This window comes from Synechococcus sp. BL107, from assembly GCF_000153805.1.
In the GTDB taxonomy this organism is placed as follows: Bacteria; Cyanobacteriota; Cyanobacteriia; order PCC-6307; family Cyanobiaceae; genus Parasynechococcus.
Genome location: NZ_DS022298.1, coordinates 1,107,426 through 1,134,116 on the forward strand (window position 1 = coordinate 1,107,426; position 26,691 = coordinate 1,134,116).

Sequence of the window (26,691 nt, forward strand, 5' to 3'; positions counted from 1 at the left end):
GTAATACCTTCTTGGCGTACTTCTAGTCATAGTTAAGAATGCCGCATTTATTTTGGTAATTCTTTTGGCATTGTCGATCAACTATTTGCTAAATCCTTTTTAAGAGACTTTATCTCTTCTTGTTTTACAGCCTCCTTCGGTGTCTCCTTTTGCTCTAAAAAGACTTTGCTTTTGATGTGTTACCTTGGATGATATCCATTTTATTAGGATGTTGTTTTCTTTGTTGCTAGCTCGCTGGCATGAATACAGTTGAAACGTTCTTTTTCGGAATTCCTGATATTTGATGCAAGGAAGGCTCTTTCTTTTCTGGTCCCAATTCTTGTTGTTGGTTTGTCTGGTTGTTCTGATACCAAGACTACGCTAGATCCAGAAAATATTGCGAAACTGGCAAGATCAGGCTCTGTCAAAATTGAAGGCTCTACACAAGGTAGTGGATTTATTGAAGGTATTTCTTGCGCAGGCGGAATAAGTAGATCACCTTTTAGTAAACCTTATTGCAATATCGAATATAAGGTAATAACGGCTGCGCATGTTGTCCAAGATTTGCGGAGTGATGATGAATTATCCGTTATTACTTTTGATGGGGCGGCGCATGGTGTTACTTCTGTGGAAATCAATTCATCAGGTCTTGATATTGCTCGACTGACATTTAATATCGAAGTCCCTAAGTATTCTTCTTTGAATATTTTAAATTCGTCTAAAGTAAGTCGAGGCTCTGTTGAATCTCCACTTCAAGTAGGAGAAACCTTGTATGTTTCGGGCTTCCCACTTGCGACTACCGCAGTTCCTAATAGAAGTCTCCGATTTACCGATGGTAAGTTAATTGCAGTTCTTGATGAGAAAGTTGTCGGTGGATATCAAGTTTTATACTCAAATTCAACACTTCCAGGCATGAGTGGTTCGCCTGTATTTAATAGTTCTGGCCAAGTTGTTGCTATGCATGGAAGAGGTGAAGTGGAAGCTACTTTGACAAGTCAAACAGGAATAGCGGTTAAAACTGGGCAGAATCAAGGTATTCCATTATTCCTTCAAGATAGTGCTGGTCAATATACAAATATTTATTCCAAGTCAACAATTGGTTCTGCTAATGCTCCTATTGGCAAACGCATTAGATCTTTTGCGAAAGATGGTGGTGTTGAGCAGCCGAAGCAGCCTCTGAATAGTTCAATTGAGCCACTGACGAGTGATATACCAACGGATAAGCAGTTAGGGGATCTCGTCCAAGCCTGGCTGAACGCCACAGCCAAAGCACTTGCTGGTCAGACAAATGCTGTGCCTTATGCAGTTTCGAAGGAGATTTCCACCGTTGCCCGCGATCGGTTGTTGCAACGGGTGCAAGCAGAGCGCGCCGCTGATGCCGCGCTGGGCTATACAAAAATCATCAAGTCTTCTGTCACCAGTGTTGAGGTGGTGAGCCGAACCCCACGGCGCATTGCTGTGAAGGTTGAGGTGGTTTACTCCGATCAAACACTTGATCGCTCCGGAACCACCATTGATCAGACACCTGCAGGAGCTTTGACCGTCACCTATGTGCTTGGGCGAGATGGAAAACAGTGGAAATTGCATGAGTACATTTCAGACTTTTGATTAGTTCCTAAAGTAAATAATTTAAATTGTGTCTTCTCTGTATTTGCTGATTCTTCGCACTGCTTAATTAAACATATATTGGCTATTCAATATTTTTTGTAAATCACCCTTTCCTTGAACGAGTTTTGGATGCTCTTTAGAGGGAACTTTCAAATTATTTGCAAGGCGAGCTAAGGGGTCGCCATGACAAATTTCTATAAAAGCCTTGCGTACACGTTCATGAGCTTGGTCCATATCGTTTGGCAGCACTGAGATGCAGTCGTGGATGGTCCCCAATGGCTTGCTCCACTGCTGAAAGGCTGTCTTCAGCAGGCATGCGTCGTAGCTGTGAACGAAGTTGGGTGCGAATCCACTCTTTAGCTTCTTCTCGTTTGGCTCATTGACCGAGCCCACAGCGATTCGCATCCGTCCGTGGCCGTAGGTGTCCACCTCAATTGAGTCGACTTCGTATTCGGATTGATGGATCTGATCACTACATGGTGTCTCCCACCAGAGTGATGTCGCACCGTTTTCGATGGCTTTGGTGCATAGCTGTCTTAACCAATCAAGGGTTTCAAAGGCGGCCGGGAAAACCTGCTTGCTGGCTTTCTGCAGGATGTCTGTCATCACCTTGGTGTCATCCCAGCTGACCATGTCTGGATATGAGCCCAACTTTCTCAGCGCATCGACGATGTCGCCTCTGTTGGTTCGATATGACCCTCCGTAGATTGCAATCATCAGTACAGGTTTGCCCAGGCTTCGATCCGTCAGATGTTTTGCAAGCCATACGGTTTGAGGATCGGCTTCCGCTATCTCCCGTGCTACACGGAGTACCTCCAGATACGCATCACGCGGTGGTTGGTCGGGGTCTTCTGAAGGGATGAGGTTCGTCCACTTCATGCCGACTGGGTCACGACGCATCGCACTCAGCAGCTGCAACCCCGATGCAGTGCTGTCCACACTCACCGGCACCTGCCAAAGCGGCTTCGTCTGTTGAAGGACAACGGCGTTCCACTCCATTGCCATCTGAAGGAACTGCCAGGGTTCATCGGCGTTCTCCCATTGGCTGCTGTGTCTGATTGGGTCAGAAGCAATGGCAGCAATCAACTCAGTGTTTTCGTAGGTCCACTGGCTTCTTGCTGCGTAGCTCTGCTTTGTACCGCCGAACGCCGCACCGACTGCCCGTGCTGCCCACTCCTTTCCTTGTTCGTCCAGTCGGCAGCCATCGGCAAACCTCAGGACTGAACGCTCGAAGTCTCGGGACTGTGGGTCCAGCCACGATTGCTGCGAGTAGATCCGTCCCCGGAAGTCACAGCTCCACGACAGCCAGAAGCGTTGACGGGTCTCGTTTTTCCGCGCGGAAATAAGGACAGCCTGAGCACTCTGCGTTTTCTCGATGTGCTCCTGCTCTTGGTCGTGGAGGTATGCCTGCCGTTTGCGCCAGGCAACTCTGTCCGGGTGTTTTTTATCCAGAGCCTTCAAATGATCTGGCATCTCTTGGTTCAGCTCTGGGTTCTCAAAGGGACTGTTGAACCCGGCGATGCTGCGCTGCGTTTCCCAGCAGTCGTCGATCACCTCAAAGACAAGTGGATCCACTTGGAAGGCAGTTCTCCCAAGGGTGTTCAGAAGGTTGATCGCATCAGATCCAAACCGGGTTTCGTAGTGCCGACCCCTGCACAACGGGTTGTTTGGTTTGCGTGTGTACGGCAGGTGATAGCCGCCACTGAAGTTGAACCGGGCTTCACCGTCTTGTAGCTGCCAGTCCAATGGCGGTTCGATCAAGACATCCTTTGTCGTCACTAGGTCGTCGATTTGTTCCTTTCGTTTGGATAGATGCTCTTCCAGCGCAGGCGTTGGGACGACAAACTTCTCTGATCGGTTCTTGGCGACCCACCTTGTCTGCGCATCGAAGTACTTCTCCTTAATTGCTGGATCCAGCAGCAGTGATCCCACCTGGGTATGCAGTACTGAAGGCCAGTCCTGGTAGAGATCGTCCTTAGCCCACCCCTTTTCCAGCAGTCGGCGTTCCATCGCCAGCTTCACACCGAGGTTTCGATACTTGGGTGTTGAACGCGGCTTCTTCAGCCGTTTGTTTCGGATCTTCTTTCCGTTCTCATCCAAGTTCAAGGTGAAGAACTGGTTCCTCAACTCCTCTTGGATGGCTCGCCCGATGGCAGTGCAGACGTGAGTGCGCTGGTTCTGTTTGGTGTGGATGCAATCGATCAGCTTCCGCAGAGCAACAAATGCCACGTGTTCGAACGAGACCTCTAAATCCTTGAGCTGGAAGTACAAATGGGAAGCTGCTGATGCAAACCTTCCGTTGCGTCCCACCAGATGCGTGACATGGGATTCGACCGCTTTGCTGTACTCGATGAAGATGTATCGGGTGAGTTGTTGTCCTTCTGCAGTGCTGGAGAAATACCCGCGCTCGATTGCTTGCCTGACCTGATTCTCCCTCTTACGCAGTGCTTCGATCGTTGTGTCTATTTCGTGTTGATGTTGTTTGGTTTTCATGGCTGATTGGATTAATAACTTTCGGTTTCGATATTTCTTACACTTGAAGATCCATAATTGAAATCCGTTATCTCTTTTGCCTTTTTGCTCATGTCAATCCTGGCGTAGTACTTCTCGCAAACAGCAATTGTATGTCCAGCAAGCTTTGCCACTGTGTAAATATCTTTGTTGTCTAAAATTAGGTTACATATGTAAGTACTTCGCAGGCTATAAGGCGTATAGTTTCTGTCGCTGAATACATAAGGTTTGAGCCTGGGGTTAATCCCATCAATGACTTTTCTCCATGTCCTGTTGAAACCGTTATAGGCGTATTGCTTCATTTCATTGTGAGGATTACCAAAGATCAGAGTTTCTTCAGTGATCTCTATTCCAGTGCAATATTTCTCGATGTATTGCCTTTGCTCCTCCTTCCATTGCATGAGTTGACTGTCCACTCCATTGGTCGGGATGATGCGCTGTTTGCCTGTCTTTGAGTCACGGACATGGAGGACTGCAATCCACTTGTCCTTCTTCTTTTCCTCTGACTTGGACCATCGACCGACGTTCTCTCGTCGTACGTCGCACCACCGAAGCTTGTTCAGCTCAATGTCCGGTCGGAGTCCAGCATTTCTGCAAACGATGCACCACCGATAAAACAACTGTGCGAAGTACAAGCCCCGATGGTTTCGTAGCTTCGCTGCACGATCCCGGTTGTTGCTCAATGCAACGACCACCTTCTGCCAATTGCCTTGTTCGATCAAAGGTGGATTGGCAACGACTTCGGAATCTTTGATCGCAATGGTTGGAAGGGCTTCGCGGGGTGAAACCTCGATGTCTAGTAGCCCACGCCGTTTACAGAATTCGTTGAGAAAATTTCCGAAGTACGTCAGCTCAAGCTTTCTTGTGGATTTGGCGGCATCTCGCCATGTCGGATAGTCCTCGAACGTATTGATGTCGATCTGTCGTGTGTGTGTCACTCCCTTCTCTGCCAGGTAAGGGAGCAACTGCTTAAGCAGTGCCTGGCTCTTGTTCAAAAGGCTTCGGGGTTTGAGTAGATCCGCATCGACCTTTCGTTGTTCGGCTTCTAAAAACTCAGTGACACAAGCCTCTATTGGTCTGTTCTTGTATCTGCCGGTGTTTGAGTTTCTAGTGGCTCTTCCTTGACTCCCTAAGGCATGTTTCTGAGTCGTTCCATCAGTTCCGTGCGGAATGGCTTGATCTTTTCTGAGCGCCGTATAAGCCTCGATGCACTCTTCTAAAGCGTCCTCAATGGTGGAGGAGTTAGGCAGCAGTCGATGTAAGTACCGCTTGGTGTTGGGTACCTTTTCGCGCCAGTAGAAGTTCTCGGGCTTATCCACGTACGACAAGACGACCCCTTTGCCGCCTAGCGCTTTGGCCTTTTGAGCAATGGCAGGCATAAAAAAACTCCTGCTGACCGTTCAAGAAAACGGTAGCAAGAGTTTGAGTAAAGTTTGAGTAGGGATTCGAAAAAAGCTCGAATTCCTTGCCGTGAGCGAAGCTTAGACCTTGCGGGAGTAGTACTCCACCACCAGCAATTCGTTGATTTCCAGGGCAACCCATTCGCGTTCGCAGCGACCGGTGCACTTGGCGCTCAACTTGGCTTTATCCAACTCCAAGTGGGGAGGGATGTTGGATAGGCCGGGGAAGGCAAGGTTGCCTTCGGCTAGCTGTTTGCTGCCTTTCTTTTCGCGGATGGCCAACACGTCGCCGGGCTTCACCTGATAACTGGCGATGTCCGTGACACGACCGTTCACGGTCACGTGGCCATGGTTCACCAGCTGACGGGATCCAGGAACGGTGGGGCCGAAGCCGAGGCGGAAGCAGATGTTGTCCAGTCTGCTTTCCAAAAGCTTGAGCAGGTTGGTTCCAGTGGAACCCTCCTGGGCACGGGCCTTTTTCACGTAGCGCACGAGTTGGCGCTCGGAGACTCCGTAGTTGAAGCGAAGTTTTTGCTTTTCTTCGAGGCGGATTGCGTATTCGGAGCGCTTGCGACGGGCTTGGCCGTGCTGACCGGGGGGATAGGACCGCTTTGCGGCCTTCCGGGTGAGACCAGGGAGGTCTCCCAAGCGCCGCGTGATCCTCAGGCGAGGGCCGCGGTAGCGAGACATAAGGAGAAGGTGTTAGATCAAATCGCGCGATCTTTGGGCATGCTGGACCCATTACAGGTATCAGCGCATCCATCGATGCACGAATCTCCCATCTTATCCAATGAAGACCAACCCACTCGCTGGGCTGGCTTCAATCGTCGTGTTGCGGCGCTGTTCCTGGCTTTGATTGGCTTTTATCGAGCCTTTATCTCGCCTTTGCTCGGCCCGCGTTGCCGCTTTACGCCCACCTGCAGCGCCTATGGGCTGGAAGCGATTCAACGCCACGGACCGTGGCGCGGTGGCTGGCTCACGCTGAAACGTGTCCTGCGTTGCCATCCCTTCACGCCTTGCGGTTGCGATCCGGTTCCTGATTGATGCGCGACTTACGCCTCTACAGCCGTCAAGGCTGCTGCCTTTGTGCCGGCCTCGAGGAGCGCCTGCGGCAGTTGGATTTAGACAGCCTTCAACTGACACTGACAACAGTAGATATCGACCATCCTGAGACTCCCTCCGAGTGGAAAGCCCGTTACGACCTCGAAGTACCCGTTTTAGCCCTGGATCACAAGGAATTGCCGAGGGTTTCGCCAAGATTGTCGGGGGATGGTTTGTTGAAGTGGCTGGTTAAACATTGCCTGCTTGAGAGTTCATGAGCTTTTTGCTCTGGGCTTTGGTTGCAATGAACTCGTTCGCTTTGTATGGCTACTGAGTTTTTTTGTGGTGGATATTTGATTTTTAAGTATTGATTGACACGATCGCTTTCAAGAAAGCTTGTGGTTGTTTTGGATCATTGCTGTCAAGGGTTTTGATGGGATAAATACTTTTTTAGGCCAGCCACTTTTCTTCTTGCTCGGATCGCTTTAGAACGGCATCAGGGTTCAGGTTGATCGGAGTTTTCGATGGGTCAGCGCCTGGATGAGCTTCTTCGAGACGTGGGCCTCACGCCCACCGTCGGTGGGAGCAATCCGCAGATCGAGTCCGTCACCAGCGACTCCCGCTTGGCTGGTCCAGGCAGCTTGTTTGTGGGATTGCCTGGTGATCGGGTCGATGGAGGTTTGTTTTGGCGTCAAGCCTTAAACGCGGGAGCCGCGGCGGCGGTGATTGGTCCTGCTGCTGCAGCTGTGGATCCACCAGGGGATAGCGATCAAGTGGTGGTGGTGGCCGATCCTTTGGCCAGCACGCTTGGTGAGCTGGCGGCGTCGTTCTGGAGCCGACCGAGTGAGCGCATGGCGCTGTTGGGTGTGACCGGGACGAATGGAAAAACCACCACTACCTATCTGATCGAACATCTGGCTCTGGCCTGCGGGAGATCCACTGCGCTGTTTGGCACCCTCGTGAATCGTTGGTCTGGCCACAGCATCACCGCCACCCACACCACGGCGTTTGCCGATCGCCTTCAGGCCCAACTGGCGGAGGCGGCATCGGCTGGGAGCCTGCTCGCGGCGATGGAAATCAGTTCCCATGCCCTCGCACAGCATCGGGTGGCGGGGTGCCGCTTTGCTGGCGCTGTGTTCACGAATCTCACTCAAGACCACCTCGATTACCACTTGTCGATGGAGGACTATTTCGAGGCGAAAGCCCTGTTGTTTTCAGAGGCGTTGTTGCAGGCCGGCCCCGCCCGGGCGGTAGTGAATGGCGATGACCCCTGGGGGGCAAAGCTGGCCGAACGGCTTGGAGCGCAGTGCTGGCGCAGCTCCCTTACCGATCCAACGGCTGAGTTGCGCATGGAGGATCTCTGCATGACCAGCCATGGGGTGTCAGGACGGTTGATCAGTCCGTTGGGAGAGGGTGCGTTTCAGTCGCCTTTATTGGGTCGCTTCAACTTGATGAATCTGTTGCAGGCAGTGGGTGTTCTGCTCCAGCAGCAGTTGCCTCTGCCAGACCTGCTGCGGGCCGTGAGTGATTTCCGTGGCGTGCCTGGACGGATGGAACGGGTGCTGTTGGAGGACGCAATCACCACCACGCTCCCCACGGTGCTGGTGGATTACGCCCATACGCCGGATGGCTTGGAGAATGCCCTGGCTGCAGCACGCCCCTTTGCTGAGGGCAAGTTGATCTGCGTGTTTGGCTGCGGTGGTGATCGCGACCGGGGCAAGCGTCCTCAGATGGCTGCGATTGCCGCACGCTTGGCCGATCGGGTTGTAGTGACTTCCGACAACCCACGCACCGAGGATCCCCTGCGCATCCTTGAGGATGTGGTGAAGGGCATCCCGGACGGCGTTGATCGGGTGGTGGATCCAGACCGTGGGGCAGCGATTGCCCAAACGATTGCCGAGGCTGATGCCGCTGATCTGGTGCTGGTGGCTGGTAAGGGCCATGAGGACTACCAGATTCTCGGCATCGAGAAGGTGCACTTCGACGACCGAGAGGAAGCGCAAAAAGCACTGCGACGTCGGCTTCAACCTTGATGGGTAGCGAGGGCCTCACTCAGCTGGACGAGTTCCTCATTTGAGGTGGTGATGTGGGTGCAAGCCCTCAGGCAAGCCGGGTCGGCCAGGTCTCGAATCCAAATCCCTTGTTTGCCGAGTCCCGTCACGACGTCGGCCGGTGGAGGAGCATTGTGTAGTTGAAAACTCACCAGGCCGCTTGTGGGTGGCACCGAGAGCAGCGGTGTGACCCCATCCATCGCATCCAAGCTCTGCCACAGCGTTTCGCTGTGTTGGCGGATCTGATCCAGCCGCTCTTCGGCGGATCCTTGTTGCTCCATGAGCTCGAGTGAGCAGCGCAACCCTGCCATCAGCGGCACGCAGCTGGTGGCCACTTCAAAACGACGGCTGTCGTGATGAAAGGGATCCTCTGCATCGAAGACGGCTTTGCTTTCATCCTTCAAGCTGCGCCAGCCGATCAGGGTGGGCTGGCCCTGCTCGAGGACCCGTTGGGAGAGGGCAACCCCGCCGAGCCCCTCGGGTCCAAAACACCATTTGTGGCCTGTAAAGCCATAGATGTCGGACGCGGCAGCTGCCGCCTGCACGGGGATCTGCCCCATGCTCTGGGCTGCATCCACGAGCAGAAATGGATGTTGGTGGTGCTGCTTGAGCTGATTGGCCACCGCTTCAATCGGCATCACTTGGCCGGTGTTCCAGAGCAGATGGCTGAGTACGACGAGGCGCGTGCGGGGATCGAGAGATGTTTCCAGGCTTTGGAGAACCCCTGTATCGGTATCGCTCGCTGTTCCCCGCAGATGCTTCACCGGAAGGGTGTCGATCACCAGCTGTTCACGGCGGGCCAGCTCGACGCATGCGGCCACCACCCCCGGGTGCTCGCAGTCGCTAATTAGCAGGTGGTCTCCGCTGCTAAACGGCAGTCCCCAGAGCGGTAAAACGCAGCCACTGGTTACATTTTCGGTGAGTGCCATGCGGTGGGGGGGGACCCCACACCATTGCGCCAGGAGACGGCGGGTGCGATTTACTTCCGCGGCAATAAACGGCCAAACATCGGTGGTGAAGGGTCCAAGCTCCTGAATGCGGTGCCAGCTCGCGGTGATGGCCTCTAGGGATGCTGTAGGTAACGGGCCTTGGCCGCCGTAGTTGAAGTAGGTCTTGTTCGCTAGGGCCGGCATCTGTTGGCGAAGCTGCATCGTGCTCAGACCGGTGGCTTCTATCTTGATGGCCGACAACAAACCCTGGTGATCACAGTTCTCTCATCTAGATGTTTGGGCATCAATGCCGAAATATTGCTGACCGTCCTGATGGATTGATGGCTCTCATCGGTCGCCATCCAGAGATGAAGGGGGTGGTGCCCTCAGAGCACCTGAACCACTTCACTCACCTCGGGGATTGACTCGCGCATCTTGCGCTCAATCCCCATTTTCAGCGTCATGGTGCTGCTGGGGCAGCTGCCGCATGCTCCCTGGAGGCGCACCTTCACGATCGGACCGTCGATCTCAACAACCTCCACGTTGCCGCCGTCGGCCATCAGGAATGGGCGCAATTCGTCGAGCACGGTTTCCACGTTCTCGAGTGTCAAGGCCTTGGTTTCGGTGCTCATCGGATGTCCACTTCAACTTTGATCCCAGCCTACGGAGTGCCCCCATAGGCTGACGAGAGCGGTTTCCACCCAAGGCACTGGTGCAAAACGACGGCACGTTCGATCCGGAAGCCAGCTACGACGCTGTGTTGGTGGGCGCTGGAATCATGAGCGCCACCCTCGCGGCGCTGCTGCATGAGCTGGATCCGCAGATGCGTCTGCTGCTCGTGGAACGCCTCGAGGCCCCAGCATTAGAGAGCTCCGCTGCGGTGAACAACGCAGGCACAGGCCATGCAGCCAACTGCGAGCTGAACTACACCCCGATGCAACCGAATGGTCGGGTCGCCACCGATAAAGCCGTGGCCATCAATGCCGCCTTTGAGCGCAGCCTTGAGTTCTGGGGGTCTCTGCTCGAGCGAGGTCGGCTCACATCCACCGATTTTCTGCATCGAGCAGCTCATATCAGTGCTGTGTGGACTCCTGCCAACATCGCTTTTCTCAGGCAGCGCTTTGAGCAGCTCAAAGACATCCCAGCCTTTGCTGAGATGCGCTGGACCGAAGATCGCCAGGACTTATCGGAGTGGATGCCCCTGGTGATGGAGGGCCGCGATCCCACCCAGGCGGTTGCTGCCACCAGGATTGAGCGCGGCACCGATGTGGACTTCGGTGCCCTCACCCGGGCCTACCTTCTGCCGTTGCAGAGCAGCGGTGCTCTCACGGTTCAATACGGCACCGAGGTGAGCAATCTCAAGCGATTGCGTCGCCCCAACATGACTGAAGGGGATTGGCGGGTGATCACCAAGGGGCCTTCCGGTCGGCGTGAGGTCCGTGCGCCCTTTGTGTTTCTTGGGGCCGGCGGTGGTGCCCTTCCGCTGTTGCAACGGTCTGGGATTCCTGAAGGCGACGATTTTGCTGGTTTTCCGGTGAGCGGTCTTTGGCTGGTGTGCAACGACGCAGCCCTGGCGGAACAGCAGCGGGCCAAGGTGTACGGCAAGGCGGCGGTGGGGGCTCCACCAATGTCGGTGCCCCACCTCGACACCCGTTGGATGGATGGGCGTCGTTCCCTGTTGTTTGGCCCCTTCGCGGGATTCAGCAGCAAATTTCTAAAGCAGGGATCTCTGCTGGATTTGCCGGCTTCGGTGCGGCCAACAAACCTGTTGCCGATGCTGCAAGTGGGAGCCACCAACGTTGAATTGGTGCGGTATTTGATCAATCAGCTGCGTCAGACCCCAGCACAACGCTTTGATGCGCTGCGGGATTTTCTGCCGACAGCGCGGCAAGACGATTGGAGTTTGTCGGTGGCGGGCCAGCGGGTGCAGATCATCAAACGCAGCAAAGAGGGCGGTCGCCTGCAACTCGGTACGGAAGTGGTGGCTGCTGCCGATGGCTCATTGGCGGCGTTGCTGGGGGCATCGCCGGGGGCCAGCACGGCGGTGACGATCATGTTGGAGGTGTTGCAGCGCTGCTTTCCAGAACGGCTCGCCAATGCTGAGTGGCAAGAACGACTTTTGGCATTGCTGCCAAGTTTCTACAGCGATCCCAAGAACGACCCGGAAGTGTTGAAGGGGATGCGGGAGCGCAGCGACGGCCTGCTGGGCCTCAGCCGCTGATGACTTCCTTGGGCGTTACGGCTTGAGGTTCACCAGCACCACTCCCGCTGTGATCAGGACGATCCCGAAGAGTTGCCCAGCTCCCATTGTTTGTTGATACGCGAAGCGACCAACCAAAACAATCGCCACGGTGCCGATGCCACTCCAGAGGGCATAGGTGATGCCAAGCGGAATGCTCATCACCACTTTCGAGAGCAGGGCCATGGCAATGGCGTAAGCGCTGAACACCAGGAGGGTGGGCAGCGGCCTGGTCATGCCCTCAGAGAGTCGGAGACATGAGGTGCCAATCACCTCAGCACTAATGGCGAGAAGGAGCAGGATCCAGGGATTATTCAGTGGCAACCGAGCGCATCTCCTTAGGATTAGTTGAGATCAGATCGTTGCCCCAAGGAAGGGAGTTCGCCGCTGCATGACCGACGCCCCCGTTTCACGGATCCGCAACTTCTGCATCATTGCCCATATCGACCACGGCAAGTCGACGCTGGCTGATCGACTGCTGCAGGACACGGGCACGGTGGCCAACCGGGACATGCAAGAGCAGTTCCTCGACAACATGGAACTGGAGCGAGAACGGGGGATCACGATCAAGCTTCAGGCCGCCCGGATGAACTACACGGCGGCGGATGGTGAGCAATACGTGCTCAACCTGATCGACACGCCTGGGCATGTCGATTTTTCTTATGAGGTGAGCCGCAGCTTGTTGGCCTGTGAAGGGGCGCTGTTGGTGGTGGATGCCAGCCAGGGCGTTGAAGCGCAAACCCTGGCCAACGTGTATCTGGCTCTGGAAAATGATCTTGAGATCATTCCTGTGCTGAACAAAATCGACCTTCCCGGCGCCGATCCAGATCGGATTAAGGAAGAGGTGGAAGCGATCATCGGCCTTGATTGCAGCAACGCGATCAACTGCTCCGCCAAAACAGGCCTAGGGGTGCCGGAGATCCTTCAGGCGGTGGTGGATCGGGTTCCGGCCCCTGCTGATGCGGTGGATGAACCCACCAAAGCGCTGATTTTTGATTCCTATTACGACCCTTATCGGGGTGTGATTGTGTATTTCCGGGTGATGAGTGGCCGGATCAGTTGCAAAGACAAAGTGCTGCTGATGGCCAGCAAGAAAACCTATGAGCTGGATGAAATTGGGATCATGGCGCCCAATGAGCGCAAGGTGGATGAACTTCACGCCGGTGAAGTGGGCTACCTCGCCGCCTCAATCAAAGCGGTGGCTGATGCCCGGGTGGGCGACACGATCACGCTGTTAAATGCGCCAGCCGACGAAGAGCTGCCTGGATATGCAGAAGCCAAGCCAATGGTGTTTTGCGGGTTGTTCCCCACCGAAGCGGATCAATATCCCGACCTACGGGAAGCACTGCACAAGCTGCAGTTGTCGGATGCGGCGCTGAAGTTTGAGCCGGAAACCAGCAGCGCGATGGGCTTTGGTTTTCGTTGTGGGTTCTTGGGTCTTCTGCATATGGAGATTGTCCAAGAACGGCTTGAGCGTGAATACGACCTTGATCTGATCGTCACCGCGCCATCGGTGATCTACAAGGTGAACATGGTGGATGGCAGTGAGGAATTGGTGGATAACCCCGCCACGCTGCCGGAACCGCAGAAGCGGGAATCGATCGAAGAGCCCTATGTGCGCATGGAAATCTTTGCGCCCAATGATTACAACGGTGCCCTGATGGGGCTCTGCCAAGAGCGGCGCGGTGAATACCTCGATATGAAATACATCACCAAAGATCGGGTGACGTTGATCTATGAGTTGCCGCTGGCTGAGGTGGTGACGGATTTCTTTGATCAGATGAAAACCCGCACCCAGGGTTATGCCTCGATGGAATATCACCTGATCGGTTATCGCAAAAACCAATTGGTGCGCCTTGATGTGTTGATCAATGGCGATCGCGCTGATCCACTCACCACGATTGTTCATCAAGACAAGGCCTACAACGTGGGTAAGGCCTTAGTGGATAAGTTGAAAGAACTGATTCCGCGCCAACAGTTCAAGATTCCGCTTCAGGCCTCGATTGGTAGCCGCATTATTGCCTCCACCAGCATCAGTGCGATCCGCAAAGATGTGTTAGCCAAGTGTTATGGCGGTGATATCTCACGGAAGAAGAAATTGCTGAAGAAACAGGCGAAGGGTAAGAAGCGGATGAAGGCGATGGGTAAGGTGGATGTGCCCCAGGAAGCCTTCATGGCGGTGCTCAAGTTGAATGATTGATAGTCTTTTTATCCTTTTGATTGATTAATTTAACCGAAATCGTCTTGATTGTTCTCAATCGATTCTTTGTCGATTTGATTGTAGTAACCATGTGTTTTTTGTGATAGATGTTCCAGCCATGGTGAGTTGAAGCCGCGCTGTGTTGAGGTTGTCAGCCGTGACTTGAGACGTGGTGGCATTGAGCTGTTCCAGTGGTTTCACGATGCGTCGCACCAGCCAGCTCACGGCCAACAAGGTGATCGCCAAGCAGCTACCCCAAGTGAGAATCATCAACTGCAAGTAGTTGCCGAGGGCCTGTTGATTGGCTCCCACGTCCTGCAAGATCCAGAGCCGCCCTCCACCGGGAAGCTCTTCCACCAACTCGCTGAGGTAGCGCGTGTTGTCGAGGCTGATCTGCTCTTGGCGACCCACCACGCCTCCGGGATTGCTTCGCATGGCGGCGCGAAGCGCCGTGTCCGAACTCTTTAGATGCTCTCTTTGAGGAAGGATCAGGCGTCCATCGGGCTGTTCGATCCAAAGCCGAGTGCGATGGCTGGAGTGGACCAGGAGCTCGAGCTGAAGATGTTCAAGGGCATGGGCAGCATCGGCATTGGCCCTAGCGCTCTGATTGGACCGAAGCGATGTCTGAATCGCGCCGGCACTGCTGCGAAGTGTTTGTGTTTCGTTGTGGATCAGGGTCCGTTGACCCACCCACAAACCGGCCGTTGAGGCGCCAGTAAAACCGGCAAACACCACGAGATAGGTGGCGAGCTGAAGCTGCCCCTGAAGGCTTCCGAGCAGCCGTTGTCGCCAGCGACGTTGGGATGGCATCACCCCATTCTCATCAGTTCGGTGGACAATGCACTGCATTCGGACCGTTTAAGGCCTGTGATCCGCAGCCTCTCCTTTCGAATGGCCCGTTGGGGGCTTGTGATTGTTGGGCTGTACTTGCTGGTGGCCTTGATCACCCCAGTCTTGATCCATTTGGGCTTGCTTCCCGATGCCAATGCCGGTCTGTCCAACCCGATTTACAACAGCCCGAGCTGGAGCCACTGGTGTGGCACTGATCGCTTGGGTCGGGATGTGTGTGTTCGCACGATGGCCGGGAGTGGTGTAGCTCTCCAGGTGGTGATGCTCGCTGTGGGCTTTGCTCTTGTCTTGGGTGTGCCCCTGGGAATGGTGAGCGGTTATTTCGGCGGCGCGATCGACCGAACGCTGGTGCTGCTGATGGACACCCTCTACACCCTGCCGGTTTTGTTGTTGTCGGTGGTGTTGGCTTTCCTGCTCGGTAAGGGCATCCCCAATGCCGCCGCGGCTTTATGTGTTGTGTACGTGCCCCAGTACTTCAGGGTGGTGCGCAACCAAACAGCACAGGTCAAAAGTGAGTTGTTTGTGGAAGCGGCCCAGTCGCTTGGGGCCGGACCGGTGTGGATCTTGCGGCGCTACCTATTTCGCAATGTGATTACGTCGGTGCCGGTGTTGCTCACCTTGAATGCTGCCGATGCCGTTTTGGTGTTGGGTGGTCTTGGTTTTCTCGGCCTTGGCTTGCCTGAAACGGTGCCGGAGTGGGGAGGGGATTTGAACCTTGCCCTGGCAGCGGTCCCCACGGGCGTTTGGTGGACGGCGCTCTTCCCGGGGCTGGCGATGTTCATCCTTGTGCTCGGTCTCTCCTTCCTTGGTGAGGGGATCGAAGCGTGGGTGAGCGGCGGCGAAGCACGTCCAGCATCAGACTGAGCGTCACACTGGCGTTGGCAGAGGAGTTTTGATGTCTTGGGGAGTCAGCGCTCTGTTCTTAACGGCTGCTGCTCTGCTTTGGCTGCTTGCCCGTGATAATTCGGACGATGTGATCGGTCTTCTCGAGAAGATCATCGCCGTCACCGCCGTGATGCTTGTGTTGCTGCTCAATCGCAGCGTGCTGTTGGAGGGGGTGGCTTTGTTGATCGCCTTTGTCTTGCCGAAAGCGCGTCGCACCCCCTCCTGAAGCTGCCGGCTTAATCCTGGCTCTTTGCTTTCACTTCCCGAATGGAGATCCTGCAGGAACTCGGGAAGATCGCATGGGCTGCTTCCACGGCATGGCCAAGATCGACAGATTGGACCATTTCCTCACCCCAGTCCTTGCCGCAGTGATACGTCACCGCGTATTGATGCATCCGTTTGTGATCCATCCCTGACAAAGCAACTGTTTGAGTTATGGCTCAAGGATGTGTGGGAAACAAGATTCGATGAAGTTTCAGCAGCGCAGCTTCACCGTGCGCGGCAACTCTTCCATCAGTTCCCCCTGTTCATTGAGGTCTGGATAGGGCCTGTTCTGCTCACGGCACCAGGCAGCCACCTCGGGGTATGACCATTCGAGCAGCAGTCGTTGGTAATGCTCAGCTGTGAGCCCTTCCCCACGACTGGGGGCCACCCCTGCCGCTTGTCGTTGTCGCAGCGATTCGAACAGCAGCGTTGCTGTGGCGACGGACACGTTCAGGGACTGCACCATCCCTCGCATCGGAATGAACAGGGCTTCATCCATTAGATCCCGAGCTTGATCGCTCAGGCCCCATTTCTCTGCTCCAAGCACAAATGCGGTGGGTCCGGTGAAATCGCAATCGCGATAGTCCCGGGCGTTCGTGCCGAGATGGGTGCCATACAAGCGGAATCCTTTGGCCTTCAGAACCTTGATTGCCGTTTCGATGTCGGGATGATCGTTCAACGGCACCCACTTTTGGCTCCCTTGGGCCGTGCTGTTGTAGGTGCGCGGCCGTCCCGAGAAACTCACCGCATGGGCCTCCAGGGCTCCAACGGCATCGCAGCTACGCAGGATGGCCGAAAGGTTATGGGGCTTCTCCACGTGCTCGAGCAGCACGGTGAGATCCGCCATGCGGTGGTTTAAGACGGACTTGAGTCGTTCAAACCGACGAGGCAGCAGGGGCATCGACAGAGTTGATCGTCAAAGAGTGTCGTGATCCGTGTTGAAGGATCCCTGGTTAAACCGTACGTCCCAGGCTGTTCCATTGAGAGCACCACCCCATCGTTTCAAGACAGCAATGGCCAATGCCGAAACGTGATGAATCCTTGGTTCACCCAACCTTCGATCAACGCGTTTGGGCCGTTGTTGAGCAAATCCCCCATGGCCGGCTTGCCACCTACGGTCAGATCGCAGATCTCATTGGTGCTTGGGGCTGTGCACGGCAGGTGGGTTGGGCGCTGCGGCGGCTTCATTTGCCTTCCGAAGTGCCTTGGCATCGTGTGGTGAATGCCAAAGGGCAAATTTCGATGAGCCCGAGCCGTGAAGGCAGCGACTGGATGCAACGAGACTTGCTGATCACGGAGGGAATTCCTGTGGATCAAGAGGGACGTTTGCCTTTGAAGCGGTTTCTTTGGCGTCCAGTCGCTATCTCTGGTGCATCAAGCCAATAGCCCTTGACCACCTCTGCGAGCATCGGAATTGCGCCACGCCAGCTGGCATGGAAGGTGTTGCAAGCGGTTGCCGCTGGGGCCTATGCGGATGTGGCGCTCGAACGCTGCCTCCGGGACCACCCTCTGCAGGGTCCTGATCGAGGTTTGGCAACGGAGCTGGCCTATGGGGCGATTCGTCAGCGTCGCATTTTGGATGGCTGGCTCGATCGCATGGGCAAGGTGCCTGCCGCGAAGCAACCACCAAAATTGCGCTGGTTGCTGCATGTTGGTCTCTATCAATTGCTGATGATGGAGCGGATTCCCTCCGCAGCAGCCGTTAATACCACGGTGGAACTGGCCAAGGTGAGCGGCCTTGCCCGCTTGGCACCGGTGGTGAATGGGCTGCTTCGAGGGGTGCTGCGGGCCCATGAATCCGGCGAAACGCTGGAGTTGTCCGCCGACCCTGCGATTCAGTTGGCTCAGCAGGCTTCACTGCCCGATTGGTTGGCTGCATCGCTCATTCAATGGCGGGGCCCAGAGGGAGCCGCAGCGGTGGCCGCTGCCTGTAATCACGTTCCGGATCTTGATCTGCGCGTCAATCGGTTGCGATCGACGCCCGAGCAGGTGGGTCGTGACTTAGCGGAGGTTGGAATTGAAACGTGTCCGATTGCAGGTTGCGCGAATGGGTTGCAGGTGTTGGGCCACAGCGGTGATCTGCGGCATTGGCCGGGGTATGCGGAGGGATATTGGTGTGTTCAAGACCGGGCGGCTCAGTGGGTGGCTCCCTTACTGGATCCCAATCCTGGGGATCGAGTTTTGGATGCTTGTGCAGCTCCCGGCGGCAAGGCCACACATCTTGCAGAACTCATGGGTGATGTGGGTGAAATCTGGGCCGTTGACCGTTCAGCGGGGCGTCTCAAACGGGTGGCAGTGAATGCGGCGAGGCTTGGACTCGGTTCAATTCAGGCTTTGGCCGCTGATGCGGCGTTGCTCTCGAAGGAGCGTCCCGAGTGGCGTGAAGCTTTTCAATCAATCCTGATCGATGCACCGTGTTCGGGGTTGGGTACCTTGGCGCGCCATCCCGATGCGCGTTGGCGGATGACACCGAAAGCCATTCAAGATTTGCTTCCTCAGCAGCAGGCGTTGTTGGACGGCCTCGTTCCCTTATTGGCTCCCGGAGGACGGCTGGTGTATGCCACTTGCACGATGCACCCAGCTGAAAATGGTGAACAAATGGCCAACCTTCTCAAACGTTGTTCTGAGTTGACCCTGGAGCGGGAACAACAACGTTGGCCGGATGCGGAAGAAGGTGGTGATGGTTTTTATGCCGCCGTTCTTCAGCGGGTCCAGCGCCGCTCCTGAATGCGTGGCTTCATCCAATTCCGTTGTGGGCTCGCAGCAGGTGCCAGGTTCTCCCTTGGGGATGGAACCGGTGCGGGCGGTGCAAACTCCGGAGGGAATGGATTGTCCGTTGCTGGATATTCACTCCCATCTGGGGCGTCGACCTGTTCTAGAGATTCTTTTTCGTGCTCATATCCGAGGTACTCAGCCTTTTTGTCGGTTGTCTTCGGTTTCTTTTTGCCAGGCACTCGCCAAGGACGGTTCAGCTCAGGCTTTGGTGGGAACGCCTGAACGGGAAGTTCCTCTGTGATTTGAAGCATGAACTGTTTCCAAGTCCATGCCGCCTCGCCGCTGTTGCTTTTGGTTTCACGGTTGTCGTCGTAGCCGAACCACACCGCGGTGGTGAGTTGGGGGATGGAACCGATAAACCAGAGATCCCGCGCACCCTCTGAGGTGCCTGTTTTGCCAGCCACCTGACGATCATCCAGTTTTGCTGCGATGCCTGTTCCTCCGGTTACCACGCGCTGGAACATCCAGTTCATCGCATCGGCTACATCACTGTCGAGAGCCCGCCGTCCCCGGTCTCCATCGACCCGCCGGCTCCAGAGAATGTTGCTTTCTGGCCCTCGGATTTCTTCAAAGGGAGTGGGCTTAACGAAGACTCCACGGTTGGCGACACCGGCATAGGCCGCGGCCATATCCAAGACGGTTTGCTCATAGGCACCAATCGCCATCGGGTAGTACTTGCCGAGCGGGCGTTGGGTTCCAATTTCAAATTTGTTGGCGGTTTTGATGATGGCGTCGAACCCCACGATGTCTTGCAATTGCACAGCCACGGTGTTGAGGGAGTTCTTCAGGGCATTCGCCAGCGATACTTTCCCGTAATACTTATTGCCAAAATTTTTCGGGCAATATCCTTTCCAGCAGCGCTTTTTATCGAGAACAATGGTTTCCGGTTTCACACCTAGATCGATGGCTGTGGCGTAGGGGAACAGCTTGAAGGTGGAGCCCGGTGAGCGCAATGCCAAGGTGGCTCGGTTGAACTGACTTTCGTAAAAGTCGCGACCGCCCACCATCACTCGAACCAGGCCGGTCCCTGGTTCGATCGACACCATCACGCCCTCGGTATCGAAGGGGGCGTTCTTGAGAATCACATTGCGAGCTTTTGTTTGCCAATCAAGGTTCAAGCTGGTTCGTACCTTGATCCCGCCCACCTCCAATTGTTCTGGGGTCACCAGATTGGGTAATTCCTGAGCCACCCAGGTGGTGAAGTACGGAGCGGAGCTGTTGAAATACTTGGGTGTGGCCGGCTTCAGGGCGAGGGGGGAGGCGCTGGCTCGTTCAGCTTCCACGCGGCTGATCGCCCCCGACTGGGCCATGCGATCAAGCACTAAGGCCCGCTGCTTTCGGGCTAAATCTGGATTCACCAAGGGTGAATAGATCGATGGAGCTGGTGGGAGCCCTGCGATCAACGCAGCCTCAGCAACCGTCAGTTGATCGGTGGTTTTTGAGAAGTAAATCCATGCGGCATCTGACACGCCATAGGCACCGGACCCCAAATACACGTAGTTCAGGTATTGCTCGAGAATTTGTTGCTTACTCAGTTGCCGCTCAAGCTTGAGCGCCAGAGCGGCTTCCTTCAGTTTGCGGGTGATGGTGCGGTCTTGGCTCAGAAAAACAATCCGAGCCAATTGTTGGGTGATCGTGCTCGCCCCCTCACGCACGGCACCCTGTCGCACGTTGGTGACCACCGCCCGTGCAATGCCCCAAACATCGACGCCATTGTGCTGAAAAAACCTGCGGTCTTCCGCAGCAATAAAAGCGTTTTGAACCAGCGGCGGCATGGCGCCTGGTTTGATTTTTTCTCGAGTCGCAGGACCCAACTTTTGGATGATTTTGCCCTGGGACGAGAGCAGCGTGATGGTTCCGGGTCGGTTGAAACTGGCGATTCCCCTTGCATCGGGAAGGGTCGAATCCACTAGTTCCGTTACAGCACGGGTTCCTAGGGCTGCGCCGACGCCAACAGCAGCTGCTGTACCTGCGATCAGGGCCCAATGGAGACGAGTGCGATTCACATCACCTGGGTCAGAGAACTGTGGCCGACAGCCAATGCTGTCACCAACATGCCAAGAACCAAGAAAGGCTGCGCACTCGCTTGATATTTCACATCAAATTCAACGGGATCAGTCAACAGCCAGATGTCCTGAAATGTGATCTGGGGAATGATCAATAGCACCAAAAGAACCGCTGCGAAATGCTGGCCAATGGCAATTAATACGCCCACCATCGCCAGTTGGAAAATATCGATCATTCCTGCACTGATCCAGCTGGCACGTTTGATGCCAAACACCACGGGAAGGGACTGAAGTCCAAGGGCACGGTCGCCCTCAACGCTTTTGAAATCGTTCACCACCGCAATGCCCAGCCCAGCCAAGCTGTAGGCCAGGGTGAGAAATGCTGTCGTCCAGGTGAGCTGCCCAAATAGGGCTTGGCCGGCCCACCAAGGCAAAGCGATGTAGCTCGCGCCGAGGGCATAGTTCCCGAGCCAGCCGTTCTGCTTCAGCTTTAGGGGGGGGGCTGAGTAGATAAAGCTCACAAAGGAGCCACCCAGAGCCAGCAGGAACACCACGGGTGTGGTGTGTTGGGCCCACAAATCCAGCCCGTAGGACACACCGAGGCCTGCCAGCAGCAAGATCCAGATTTGAAGCTTGACCTGCCCGAGAGAAATTGCTCCAGAGGGAATGGGCCGGTACGGCTCATTAATGGCGTCAATGTCTCGGTCGTAGTAGTCGTTGATGGTCTGGGTAAACCCAGCCAGCAAAGGACCACTCATCAACATGCAAGCGAATGCTGCCAGCACGTGATCCAACTGCCAGTGGTAGTTGCCGCTGGCTGCTGCTCCGCAAATAACACCCCAAATCAAGGGGATCCAGGTGACCGGTTTCATCAGCTGCAACCGCAGCTTCCAAATGTTGGTGGTGCCTGAGGCACCTTTCATGCCCAGTAGCTGACGTGCGTCGCTCACAGGATCAAAACTCAGGCAGCGGTGATTTCGTCTTCAAAAAACCAGCTGGTGGAGCCGTCGCTCAGGTCAACCACCACACCAATTCCCTTGCCGTCAACGGTCCGGAACTCTTTCACGGTTCCAGTGGGGTCTTTCTTGAGTAGATCCACCAAGTTTTGGGGAATCCGATCCCTGACACGGGAAATTCGGATTTTGGAACCGATGGTGATCGATGCAGCCTGGGACATGGCCTGCGAGGCTTGGAGAGTGGCGCAACCTTAACAGTCGCTTTTGCCCACAGAACCATGGTCGCCCTTCGTCTTATTCCTTGCCTGGATGTTGCCCGTGGCCGGGTGGTGAAGGGCATCAACTTCGTGGGCCTCCGCGATGCCGGCGATCCCGTCGAGTTGGCCTGCCGTTACAGCCGTGCTGGCGCTGATGAATTGGTGTTTCTCGACATCGCTGCAAGCCATGAAGGACGAGCAACGCTGGTTGATTTGGTGCGACGCACCGCCGAGTCTGTGACGATCCCATTCACGGTTGGAGGTGGGATTTCTTCGGTTGAAGGCATTACCGAATTGCTGCGGGCCGGCGCCGACAAGGTGAGTCTGAACTCCTCCGCTGTGGGCCGGCCGGAGCTAGTTCGGGAAGGAGCGCAGCGTTTTGGTTGTCAATGCATTGTTGTGGCGATTGATGCGCGACGTCGTAACAACGGCACGGATGGCTGGGATGTCTACGTCAAAGGCGGACGGGACAACACCGGTTTGGATGTGGTGAGCTGGGCGCAACAGGTCACCGAGTTAGGGGCAGGCGAGATTCTGCTCACGTCGATGGATGGAGATGGAACCCAAGCCGGATACGACCTCGAGCTCACCCGTGCTGTGGCTGCTGCCGTTGCAGTGCCGGTGATTGCTTCTGGAGGTGCTGGTTGTCTGGATCACATCGCGGCAGCGTTGGAGACCGGCCCTGAGGGCGGGCACGCTTCGGCTGCGTTGTTGGCATCGTTGCTGCACGACGGAGTGCTCACCGTGGAGCAAATCAAGGCCGATTTACTGGCCCGTGGTCTCAAAATTCGACCATGAAACCTGGAGATGCTGCTGCTGTTGAGCAGCTTTTTGATGCCGTTGCTCCTCGCTACGACCGTCTCAACGATGTTTTGAGTTTTGGCTTGCATCGGCAGTGGAAGCGGCAAGTGGTGCGTTCGTTAAAGCCCGTTTCTGGCGAGAATTGGCTTGATTTGTGTTGCGGTACAGGGGATTTGGCCCTGGAGCTTGCCCGTTGCGTGCGTCCAGGAGGAACGGTGATCGGTATGGATGCCGCTGCCGCCCCACTGCAAGGGGCTGCGGCACGTCAGCGGCGTCAGCCATGGTTGCCGGTGAGGTTTCAGCAAGGTGATGCCCTGGCGACGGGATTGCCATCGGCGACTGCTGATGGCTTGGTGATGGCCTATGGCCTGCGAAACCTGGTTGATCCCGCCCTTGGCCTTGCGGAAATGCGCCGGGTTTTGAAACCAGGCGGACGCGCTGCGGTGCTCGATTTCAATCGTTTGATCCCTGGCACGGCAGCAGCCCAGTTTCAGCGCCTTTACCTCCGAGGCCTGGTAGTTCCGATCGCCGCTTCGGTGGGCTTGAGGGATGAATATGCCTACCTCGAAGAGAGCTTGCAACGCTTCCCGATGGGTGATGAACAGGAGGCGATGGCCCGTCAAGCTGGGTTTTCGGAGGTCCAGCATCAGCCCATGGTTGGAGGGCAAATGGGCTGCCTGATGCTCCGCGCCTAAAGCTCCGTGAGTGAAGCTTTGCTTGCGGTGCTTGCGCTAAGCCGCCAAAACGATTTAAAGAAGCTGAAGAAAAGATAAAGAAGGAGGATTCCTCTTGGCTTTTCCTCTCCCGAATTTGTTGTCCGACATTGAGGATTTACTGCAAGACGTGCAGTGGCTCGATGGCTTGATCCTGGTGACCGACTCCGAGCGAGCCAGTTTTGTGTCGTTCTCCCAGGTCGACCCCTTGTTGCGACGGTTGCGCCAGCGCCCCCGGGGGGCTGAGGTGGCCGAAAAGCTCTGTATGTCGCTGCTGGAGGCCCATGGCAAAGGAGCGGCAAAGCCCGTATTGGTGTGTCAGGGGAATGGACGTTTCTGGTTGGGGATGATCGGCCTTAGCCCCATGCAGCGTCATCGCCACAACGCCATTGATCATTTGTATCGCTGCTTAGAGCTGCCGGCCTGAGCTTTGCGAAGCTCCCCGTTTACGGCGTGATCTCGTGGTGGAGCGTCTGAGCTGTCTACAGGCGGTGCGATCGATTCAGACCGATCCCTATCCCCATACCTGTGTGGAACAAGCACTCCCGGATGCCCTCTACGAGGAGCTCGAGGCAACGTTTCCAGAGCAATGGATGCTGGAACGGATTCAGCGGCTTGATGCTGGGAGTCCGACCCGGCGCTTGAAGGTGGCAGAGGCCCTGCAGTGGAACGATTTAGCCCCGATTTGGGTCGACTTTTTGCGTTTTCATACCAGCCCCGACTACCTGCGAGATGTTGTTCGTTTGTTTGAACCGCAGTTGTTAGAAGCGCTTGGATCCGACCAACTGCACCAGTTAATGACTGGATCGGTGACGCCACGTCGCATCGGACCACGCGGTGACCTGGTGACCGACTGCCAATTCGTGCTCAATGAGCCAGTCGGTGGGGATGCCACGACGCAGCCCGCCCATGTGGATAATCCGAAGGAGATCTATGCCGGGTTGCTTTACATGCGGAAGCCTGAAGATCGAGCTGCGGGAGGTGACTTCACGGTTCATCGGCTGACTCAGCCAATCCGACGACTCGACAAGGCGATCGGCCGACAGCTGTCGTCTGAGTTGCACACGCCGGTGCGCACCATCGCCTATCGACCCAATACCTTTTGTTTATTCCTCAATGTGTTGGGGGCGGTCCACAGCGTGACGCCACGTTTGAAACCGATCGAACGGCGCCGCAGCATCAACATCATCGGAGAATTTGCGGGGCGGCAACGGATGTGGAACCGTCCTGAATACGACAGTCGCTTATCTCGTTCTGAGCAGTTTCTTCAAAGAGTCTTGTCGCGTCTGCGTGGATTCATTCCAAGAAAACAATCTACGTCGAGTAACTGAAAATCTATATTTCTTTTTGAGATTGTTGCTGATCAATCATTCTGGCAAATACTTGTTGGCAAGACCATCGCAGTGGCTTCCAGTATGCGGAACTTGATAACTGGTATAGAAGGTCTAATTGATCATAAAGATTGAGCTTCAAACAAGCCCAAGCTGCTGCAACCCTCGACTTCGTGTATTGAGGAGTGGTCTCTGCAAGAGCTGATCTTATCAAGTAACTTTTCTCGGAGAATTGTCTTAACCCTACAATGCAAGTGAGGTAATAGTGTGTCACATAGTCCGACCAGAGTCGTTCTTCCATGCTGTTGATGATCTGAAGACAATCCTCTGAATTAAGATTCATAAGACTCAATGCGGCTCCATATTGAATAGCTTCATCTCGATGACTAAGGCATCGCTCGATCTCCTCAGGATTAGGATCGCACTGCCATTCAGATCTAATCTTTAGATGTTTTGGATTGTCAGTTAAAAGAACTTCAAGTTGTGAATTGAAATTTTTTTGCTGTAGTGCACTCTGATCATCAATAATCTGAAAACAACTGTTCGCTCTTAGTGACATCGAGATCGGTGCATCTACCAAGCTCTGGATTCGATTTGGATCTCTCGCATCGCCTAGATCGATCACTGCTGAACGTCGTTTTCCTGCAGTGAGATTGAGTAACTGTGATTCGAGTAGATTTAAAAGTTCAGTTTTTCCATAGAGTTTGGCTTGATAAGCTCGTGCGGCTCCAGCGATCAAGGCTTGTTCATGATCACAAAGTTCCGCAATCAATTTTTCGGCTTTTGAATGTTGAATATTGAGTCTTGTATGAGCCTGAATCACTGCTCGAACCAAGGTACATTCCCCATTCAAAAGCGATAAGAGCAGATCTTTGTCTTTCTCACTTGGATCCCAATCGATGCGTACTAGGGCATTGATTGCATTAATTACGGCCTCCGTATCTGTACAGGTCAAAACATTAGTTAAGGCTGGAATTGCCCGTTTGTCCTTTCTCCTTCCTAAGGATTCGATAGCTTTTCTTCGTGTTATTCGATCGTATAATTCATCAATATTTAGTTTAGTTGTTGCTGTTAATAGTGCATCTAGAGATTCTTCGGTCTTGCTCAAGCCAAGTCGAGTGGCAGCGAAATAGCGATCTGCAGGCCTTTGAACAGTTGACGTTTGAGCCAATAATAGGGAGAGTGCCTCTTGCTCACTTATTCCCTGGACAAGAACATCAAATCGTTCAGCCATCTTTATTTTATAGGCTTATGAGAATATAAAACAATTGATATCCTTCTATTTGATTATCTACATATAATATTTGCTCTAAGCAGGTATTAGAAGCCTTCATTGAAGTTTTGCTCTTTTGCTTTCCTGCGCATCAAGTAGTCTTCATGGATCATATATACATTTTGCGTATATGCATATATGTAAGTTGCATAGATATGCAGAGGTCGTTCGTAGCTATTGATCAGGGCTTTTAATTGAGCCCAACTCATAGCTCTTGCAAACGAAGATATTGATTATTTGTGGTTAGAAATTATTTAAAAGTGATCAAAATATTAATCAAAAATAGCTTGAATCTTATGGGCTACTTTTGCGACCTATTATCGATTAGTTCGATGAGATGTGCATCATGCTTATCGCAAAAATCTGATACGCATTGCCTTAAAATATGGCCAATCGACACAGATTCTGTGTAACAAAGCAGTTTGAGCTTTTTATGGAGCTCATCACTTAGCTCAAAGGTTACTCTTTTCATTTTTTCTTCAGAAAGGGATGCAGTTGGTCAACAGTTGCATGAATGAATTATGTGCTCATTTTACTTTCTTTGATAAGAAATGGATACTGCTTTACGAAGCTTAATCTAATGAAGCATTCAATGCGTCAAGCTGCTTGGCACCTCTCTCAAT

27 protein-coding genes and 1 pseudogene are annotated in these 26,691 nt (G+C 54.4%); 14 read left to right on the forward strand and 14 right to left on the reverse strand.

Going from position 1 to position 26,691, the window contains the following annotated elements; genetic code table 11:
• Positions 1-249 precede the first annotated feature (249 nt).
• A complete protein-coding gene (locus BL107_RS12190) occupies positions 250-1,587 on the forward strand; it encodes a trypsin-like peptidase domain-containing protein (protein WP_071984231.1) in 1,338 nt (445 codons plus the stop codon).
• Between the two features lie 63 nt (positions 1,588-1,650).
• Here BL107_RS12190 and BL107_RS05765 read toward each other — a convergent pair whose 3' ends face one another.
• From BL107_RS05765 to rpsD, 3 genes are all read right to left on the reverse strand, one after another.
• The gene (locus BL107_RS05765; protein WP_009789338.1) at positions 1,651-4,080 is read right to left on the reverse strand and encodes a DNA-directed RNA polymerase; all 2,430 of its coding nucleotides are present in this window, start codon (positions 4,078-4,080) and stop codon (positions 1,651-1,653) included.
• 11 nt (positions 4,081-4,091) lie between these two features.
• Positions 4,092-5,477, reverse strand: a complete 1,386-nt coding sequence (locus BL107_RS05770; RefSeq protein WP_009789339.1) for a site-specific integrase — start codon at positions 5,475-5,477, stop codon at positions 4,092-4,094.
• 102 nt (positions 5,478-5,579) lie between these two features.
• A complete protein-coding gene (rpsD, locus tag BL107_RS05775; RefSeq protein WP_009789340.1) occupies positions 5,580-6,188 on the reverse strand; it encodes a 30S ribosomal protein S4 in 609 nt (202 codons plus the stop codon).
• Positions 6,189-6,263: 75 nt separating this feature from the next.
• On the opposite strand from rpsD, the gene yidD reads away from it, so the two are divergent.
• The 3 genes from yidD (at position 6,264) to BL107_RS05790 (ending at position 8,572) form a co-directional block, all read left to right on the forward strand.
• Complete coding sequence (yidD, locus tag BL107_RS05780) at positions 6,264-6,542, forward strand: membrane protein insertion efficiency factor YidD (protein WP_009789341.1); 279 nt, start codon at positions 6,264-6,266, stop codon at positions 6,540-6,542.
• The gene (locus BL107_RS05785; protein ID WP_009789342.1) at positions 6,542-6,817 is read left to right on the forward strand and encodes a glutaredoxin family protein; all 276 of its coding nucleotides are present in this window, start codon (positions 6,542-6,544) and stop codon (positions 6,815-6,817) included. The genes yidD and BL107_RS05785 overlap by 1 nt, the downstream gene beginning before the upstream one ends.
• A gap of 246 nt (positions 6,818-7,063) precedes the next feature.
• Positions 7,064-8,572, forward strand: a complete 1,509-nt coding sequence (locus BL107_RS05790; protein ID WP_009789343.1) for a UDP-N-acetylmuramoyl-L-alanyl-D-glutamate--2,6-diaminopimelate ligase — start codon at positions 7,064-7,066, stop codon at positions 8,570-8,572.
• Here BL107_RS05790 and BL107_RS05795 read toward each other — a convergent pair.
• Entirely contained in the window at positions 8,563-9,741 is a 1,179-nt protein-coding gene (locus BL107_RS05795) for an aminotransferase class V-fold PLP-dependent enzyme (RefSeq protein WP_037988795.1), read from the reverse strand. The two genes, BL107_RS05790 and BL107_RS05795, sit on opposite strands and share 10 nt — an antisense overlap.
• A gap of 164 nt (positions 9,742-9,905) precedes the next feature.
• The gene (locus BL107_RS05800) at positions 9,906-10,151 is read right to left on the reverse strand and encodes a NifU family protein (RefSeq protein WP_009789345.1); all 246 of its coding nucleotides are present in this window, start codon (positions 10,149-10,151) and stop codon (positions 9,906-9,908) included.
• A gap of 80 nt (positions 10,152-10,231) precedes the next feature.
• Between BL107_RS05800 and BL107_RS05805 the strand changes: the two genes are divergently transcribed.
• On the forward strand, positions 10,232-11,740 hold the full coding sequence (locus tag BL107_RS05805; RefSeq protein ID WP_009789346.1) for a malate:quinone oxidoreductase: 1,509 nt from the start codon (positions 10,232-10,234) through the stop codon (positions 11,738-11,740).
• Between the two features lie 15 nt (positions 11,741-11,755).
• Here BL107_RS05805 and BL107_RS05810 read toward each other — a convergent pair whose 3' ends face one another.
• Positions 11,756-12,082: a multidrug efflux SMR transporter gene (locus BL107_RS05810; protein WP_009789347.1), complete on the reverse strand. Its 327-nt coding sequence runs from the start codon at positions 12,080-12,082 to the stop codon at positions 11,756-11,758.
• A 67-nt stretch (positions 12,083-12,149) separates the two neighbouring features.
• Here BL107_RS05810 and lepA point away from each other — a divergent pair, with 67 nt between their 5' ends.
• A complete protein-coding gene (gene lepA / locus BL107_RS05815; RefSeq protein WP_009789348.1) occupies positions 12,150-13,958 on the forward strand; it encodes a translation elongation factor 4 in 1,809 nt (602 codons plus the stop codon).
• A gap of 54 nt (positions 13,959-14,012) precedes the next feature.
• Here the strand turns inward: lepA and BL107_RS05820 are convergent, their stop codons facing one another.
• The gene (locus tag BL107_RS05820) at positions 14,013-14,768 is read right to left on the reverse strand and encodes a HAMP domain-containing protein (RefSeq protein WP_037988162.1); all 756 of its coding nucleotides are present in this window, start codon (positions 14,766-14,768) and stop codon (positions 14,013-14,015) included.
• 81 nt (positions 14,769-14,849) lie between these two features.
• Here BL107_RS05820 and BL107_RS05825 point away from each other — a divergent pair, with 81 nt between their 5' ends.
• Together BL107_RS05825 and BL107_RS05830 are read left to right on the forward strand one after the other, a co-directional pair.
• Complete coding sequence (locus tag BL107_RS05825) at positions 14,850-15,671, forward strand: ABC transporter permease (protein ID WP_009789350.1); 822 nt, start codon at positions 14,850-14,852, stop codon at positions 15,669-15,671.
• 31 nt (positions 15,672-15,702) lie between these two features.
• A complete protein-coding gene (locus tag BL107_RS05830) occupies positions 15,703-15,918 on the forward strand; it encodes a hypothetical protein (protein WP_009789351.1) in 216 nt (71 codons plus the stop codon).
• 10 nt (positions 15,919-15,928) lie between these two features.
• Here the strand turns inward: BL107_RS05830 and BL107_RS12905 are convergent, their stop codons facing one another.
• Both BL107_RS12905 and trmH read right to left on the reverse strand, forming a co-directional pair.
• Positions 15,929-16,102 carry a hypothetical protein gene (locus tag BL107_RS12905; protein WP_009789352.1) on the reverse strand — a complete coding sequence of 58 codons (174 nt, stop codon included), beginning with the start codon at positions 16,100-16,102 and terminating at the stop codon, positions 15,929-15,931.
• Positions 16,103-16,167: 65 nt separating this feature from the next.
• A complete protein-coding gene (trmH, locus tag BL107_RS05835) occupies positions 16,168-16,857 on the reverse strand; it encodes a tRNA (guanosine(18)-2'-O)-methyltransferase TrmH (protein WP_009789353.1) in 690 nt (229 codons plus the stop codon).
• A 119-nt stretch (positions 16,858-16,976) separates the two neighbouring features.
• Between trmH and BL107_RS05840 the strand changes: the two genes are divergently transcribed.
• Complete coding sequence (locus BL107_RS05840) at positions 16,977-17,342, forward strand: MGMT family protein (RefSeq protein ID WP_009789354.1); 366 nt, start codon at positions 16,977-16,979, stop codon at positions 17,340-17,342.
• A 3-nt stretch (positions 17,343-17,345) separates the two neighbouring features.
• Positions 17,346-18,683 (forward strand): 16S rRNA (cytosine(967)-C(5))-methyltransferase, encoded by a 1,338-nt coding sequence (locus BL107_RS05845; RefSeq protein ID WP_009789355.1) that lies wholly within the window; start codon positions 17,346-17,348, stop codon positions 18,681-18,683.
• Here the strand turns inward: BL107_RS05845 and BL107_RS05850 are convergent.
• From BL107_RS05850 to BL107_RS05860, 3 genes are read right to left on the reverse strand one after another with little or no spacing between them, the layout of a single operon-like run.
• On the reverse strand, positions 18,659-20,737 hold the full coding sequence (locus BL107_RS05850) for a transglycosylase domain-containing protein (protein ID WP_009789356.1): 2,079 nt from the start codon (positions 20,735-20,737) through the stop codon (positions 18,659-18,661). The two genes, BL107_RS05845 and BL107_RS05850, sit on opposite strands and share 25 nt — an antisense overlap.
• The gene (chlG, locus tag BL107_RS05855; RefSeq protein WP_009789357.1) at positions 20,734-21,687 is read right to left on the reverse strand and encodes a chlorophyll synthase ChlG; all 954 of its coding nucleotides are present in this window, start codon (positions 21,685-21,687) and stop codon (positions 20,734-20,736) included. Before chlG ends, BL107_RS05850 begins: the two co-directional genes overlap by 4 nt.
• 11 nt (positions 21,688-21,698) lie before the next feature.
• Positions 21,699-21,914 carry a DUF2862 domain-containing protein gene (locus tag BL107_RS05860; protein ID WP_009789358.1) on the reverse strand — a complete coding sequence of 72 codons (216 nt, stop codon included), beginning with the start codon at positions 21,912-21,914 and terminating at the stop codon, positions 21,699-21,701.
• Between the two features lie 57 nt (positions 21,915-21,971).
• Between BL107_RS05860 and hisF the strand changes: the two genes are divergently transcribed.
• The 4 genes from hisF to BL107_RS05880 all read left to right on the forward strand — a co-directional run bounded on the left by hisF (position 21,972) and on the right by BL107_RS05880 (position 24,795).
• A complete protein-coding gene (gene hisF / locus BL107_RS05865) occupies positions 21,972-22,748 on the forward strand; it encodes an imidazole glycerol phosphate synthase subunit HisF (protein ID WP_009789359.1) in 777 nt (258 codons plus the stop codon).
• On the forward strand, positions 22,745-23,446 hold the full coding sequence (gene ubiE / locus BL107_RS05870; RefSeq protein WP_009789360.1) for a bifunctional demethylmenaquinone methyltransferase/2-methoxy-6-polyprenyl-1,4-benzoquinol methylase UbiE: 702 nt from the start codon (positions 22,745-22,747) through the stop codon (positions 23,444-23,446). Before hisF ends, ubiE begins: the two co-directional genes overlap by 4 nt.
• A gap of 94 nt (positions 23,447-23,540) precedes the next feature.
• Positions 23,541-23,891 (forward strand): hypothetical protein, encoded by a 351-nt coding sequence (locus BL107_RS05875; protein ID WP_037988164.1) that lies wholly within the window; start codon positions 23,541-23,543, stop codon positions 23,889-23,891.
• A gap of 34 nt (positions 23,892-23,925) precedes the next feature.
• Positions 23,926-24,795: a hypothetical protein gene (locus tag BL107_RS05880; RefSeq protein ID WP_009789362.1), complete on the forward strand. Its 870-nt coding sequence runs from the start codon at positions 23,926-23,928 to the stop codon at positions 24,793-24,795.
• 4 nt (positions 24,796-24,799) lie between these two features.
• Here BL107_RS05880 and BL107_RS05885 read toward each other — a convergent pair whose 3' ends face one another.
• Positions 24,800-26,029 carry a HEAT repeat domain-containing protein gene (locus tag BL107_RS05885; protein ID WP_009789363.1) on the reverse strand — a complete coding sequence of 410 codons (1,230 nt, stop codon included), beginning with the start codon at positions 26,027-26,029 and terminating at the stop codon, positions 24,800-24,802.
• 340 nt (positions 26,030-26,369) lie between these two features.
• Positions 26,370-26,549: pseudogene (locus BL107_RS12605) on the reverse strand (hypothetical protein); the annotation flags it as partial.
• Positions 26,550-26,691 lie beyond the last annotated feature (142 nt).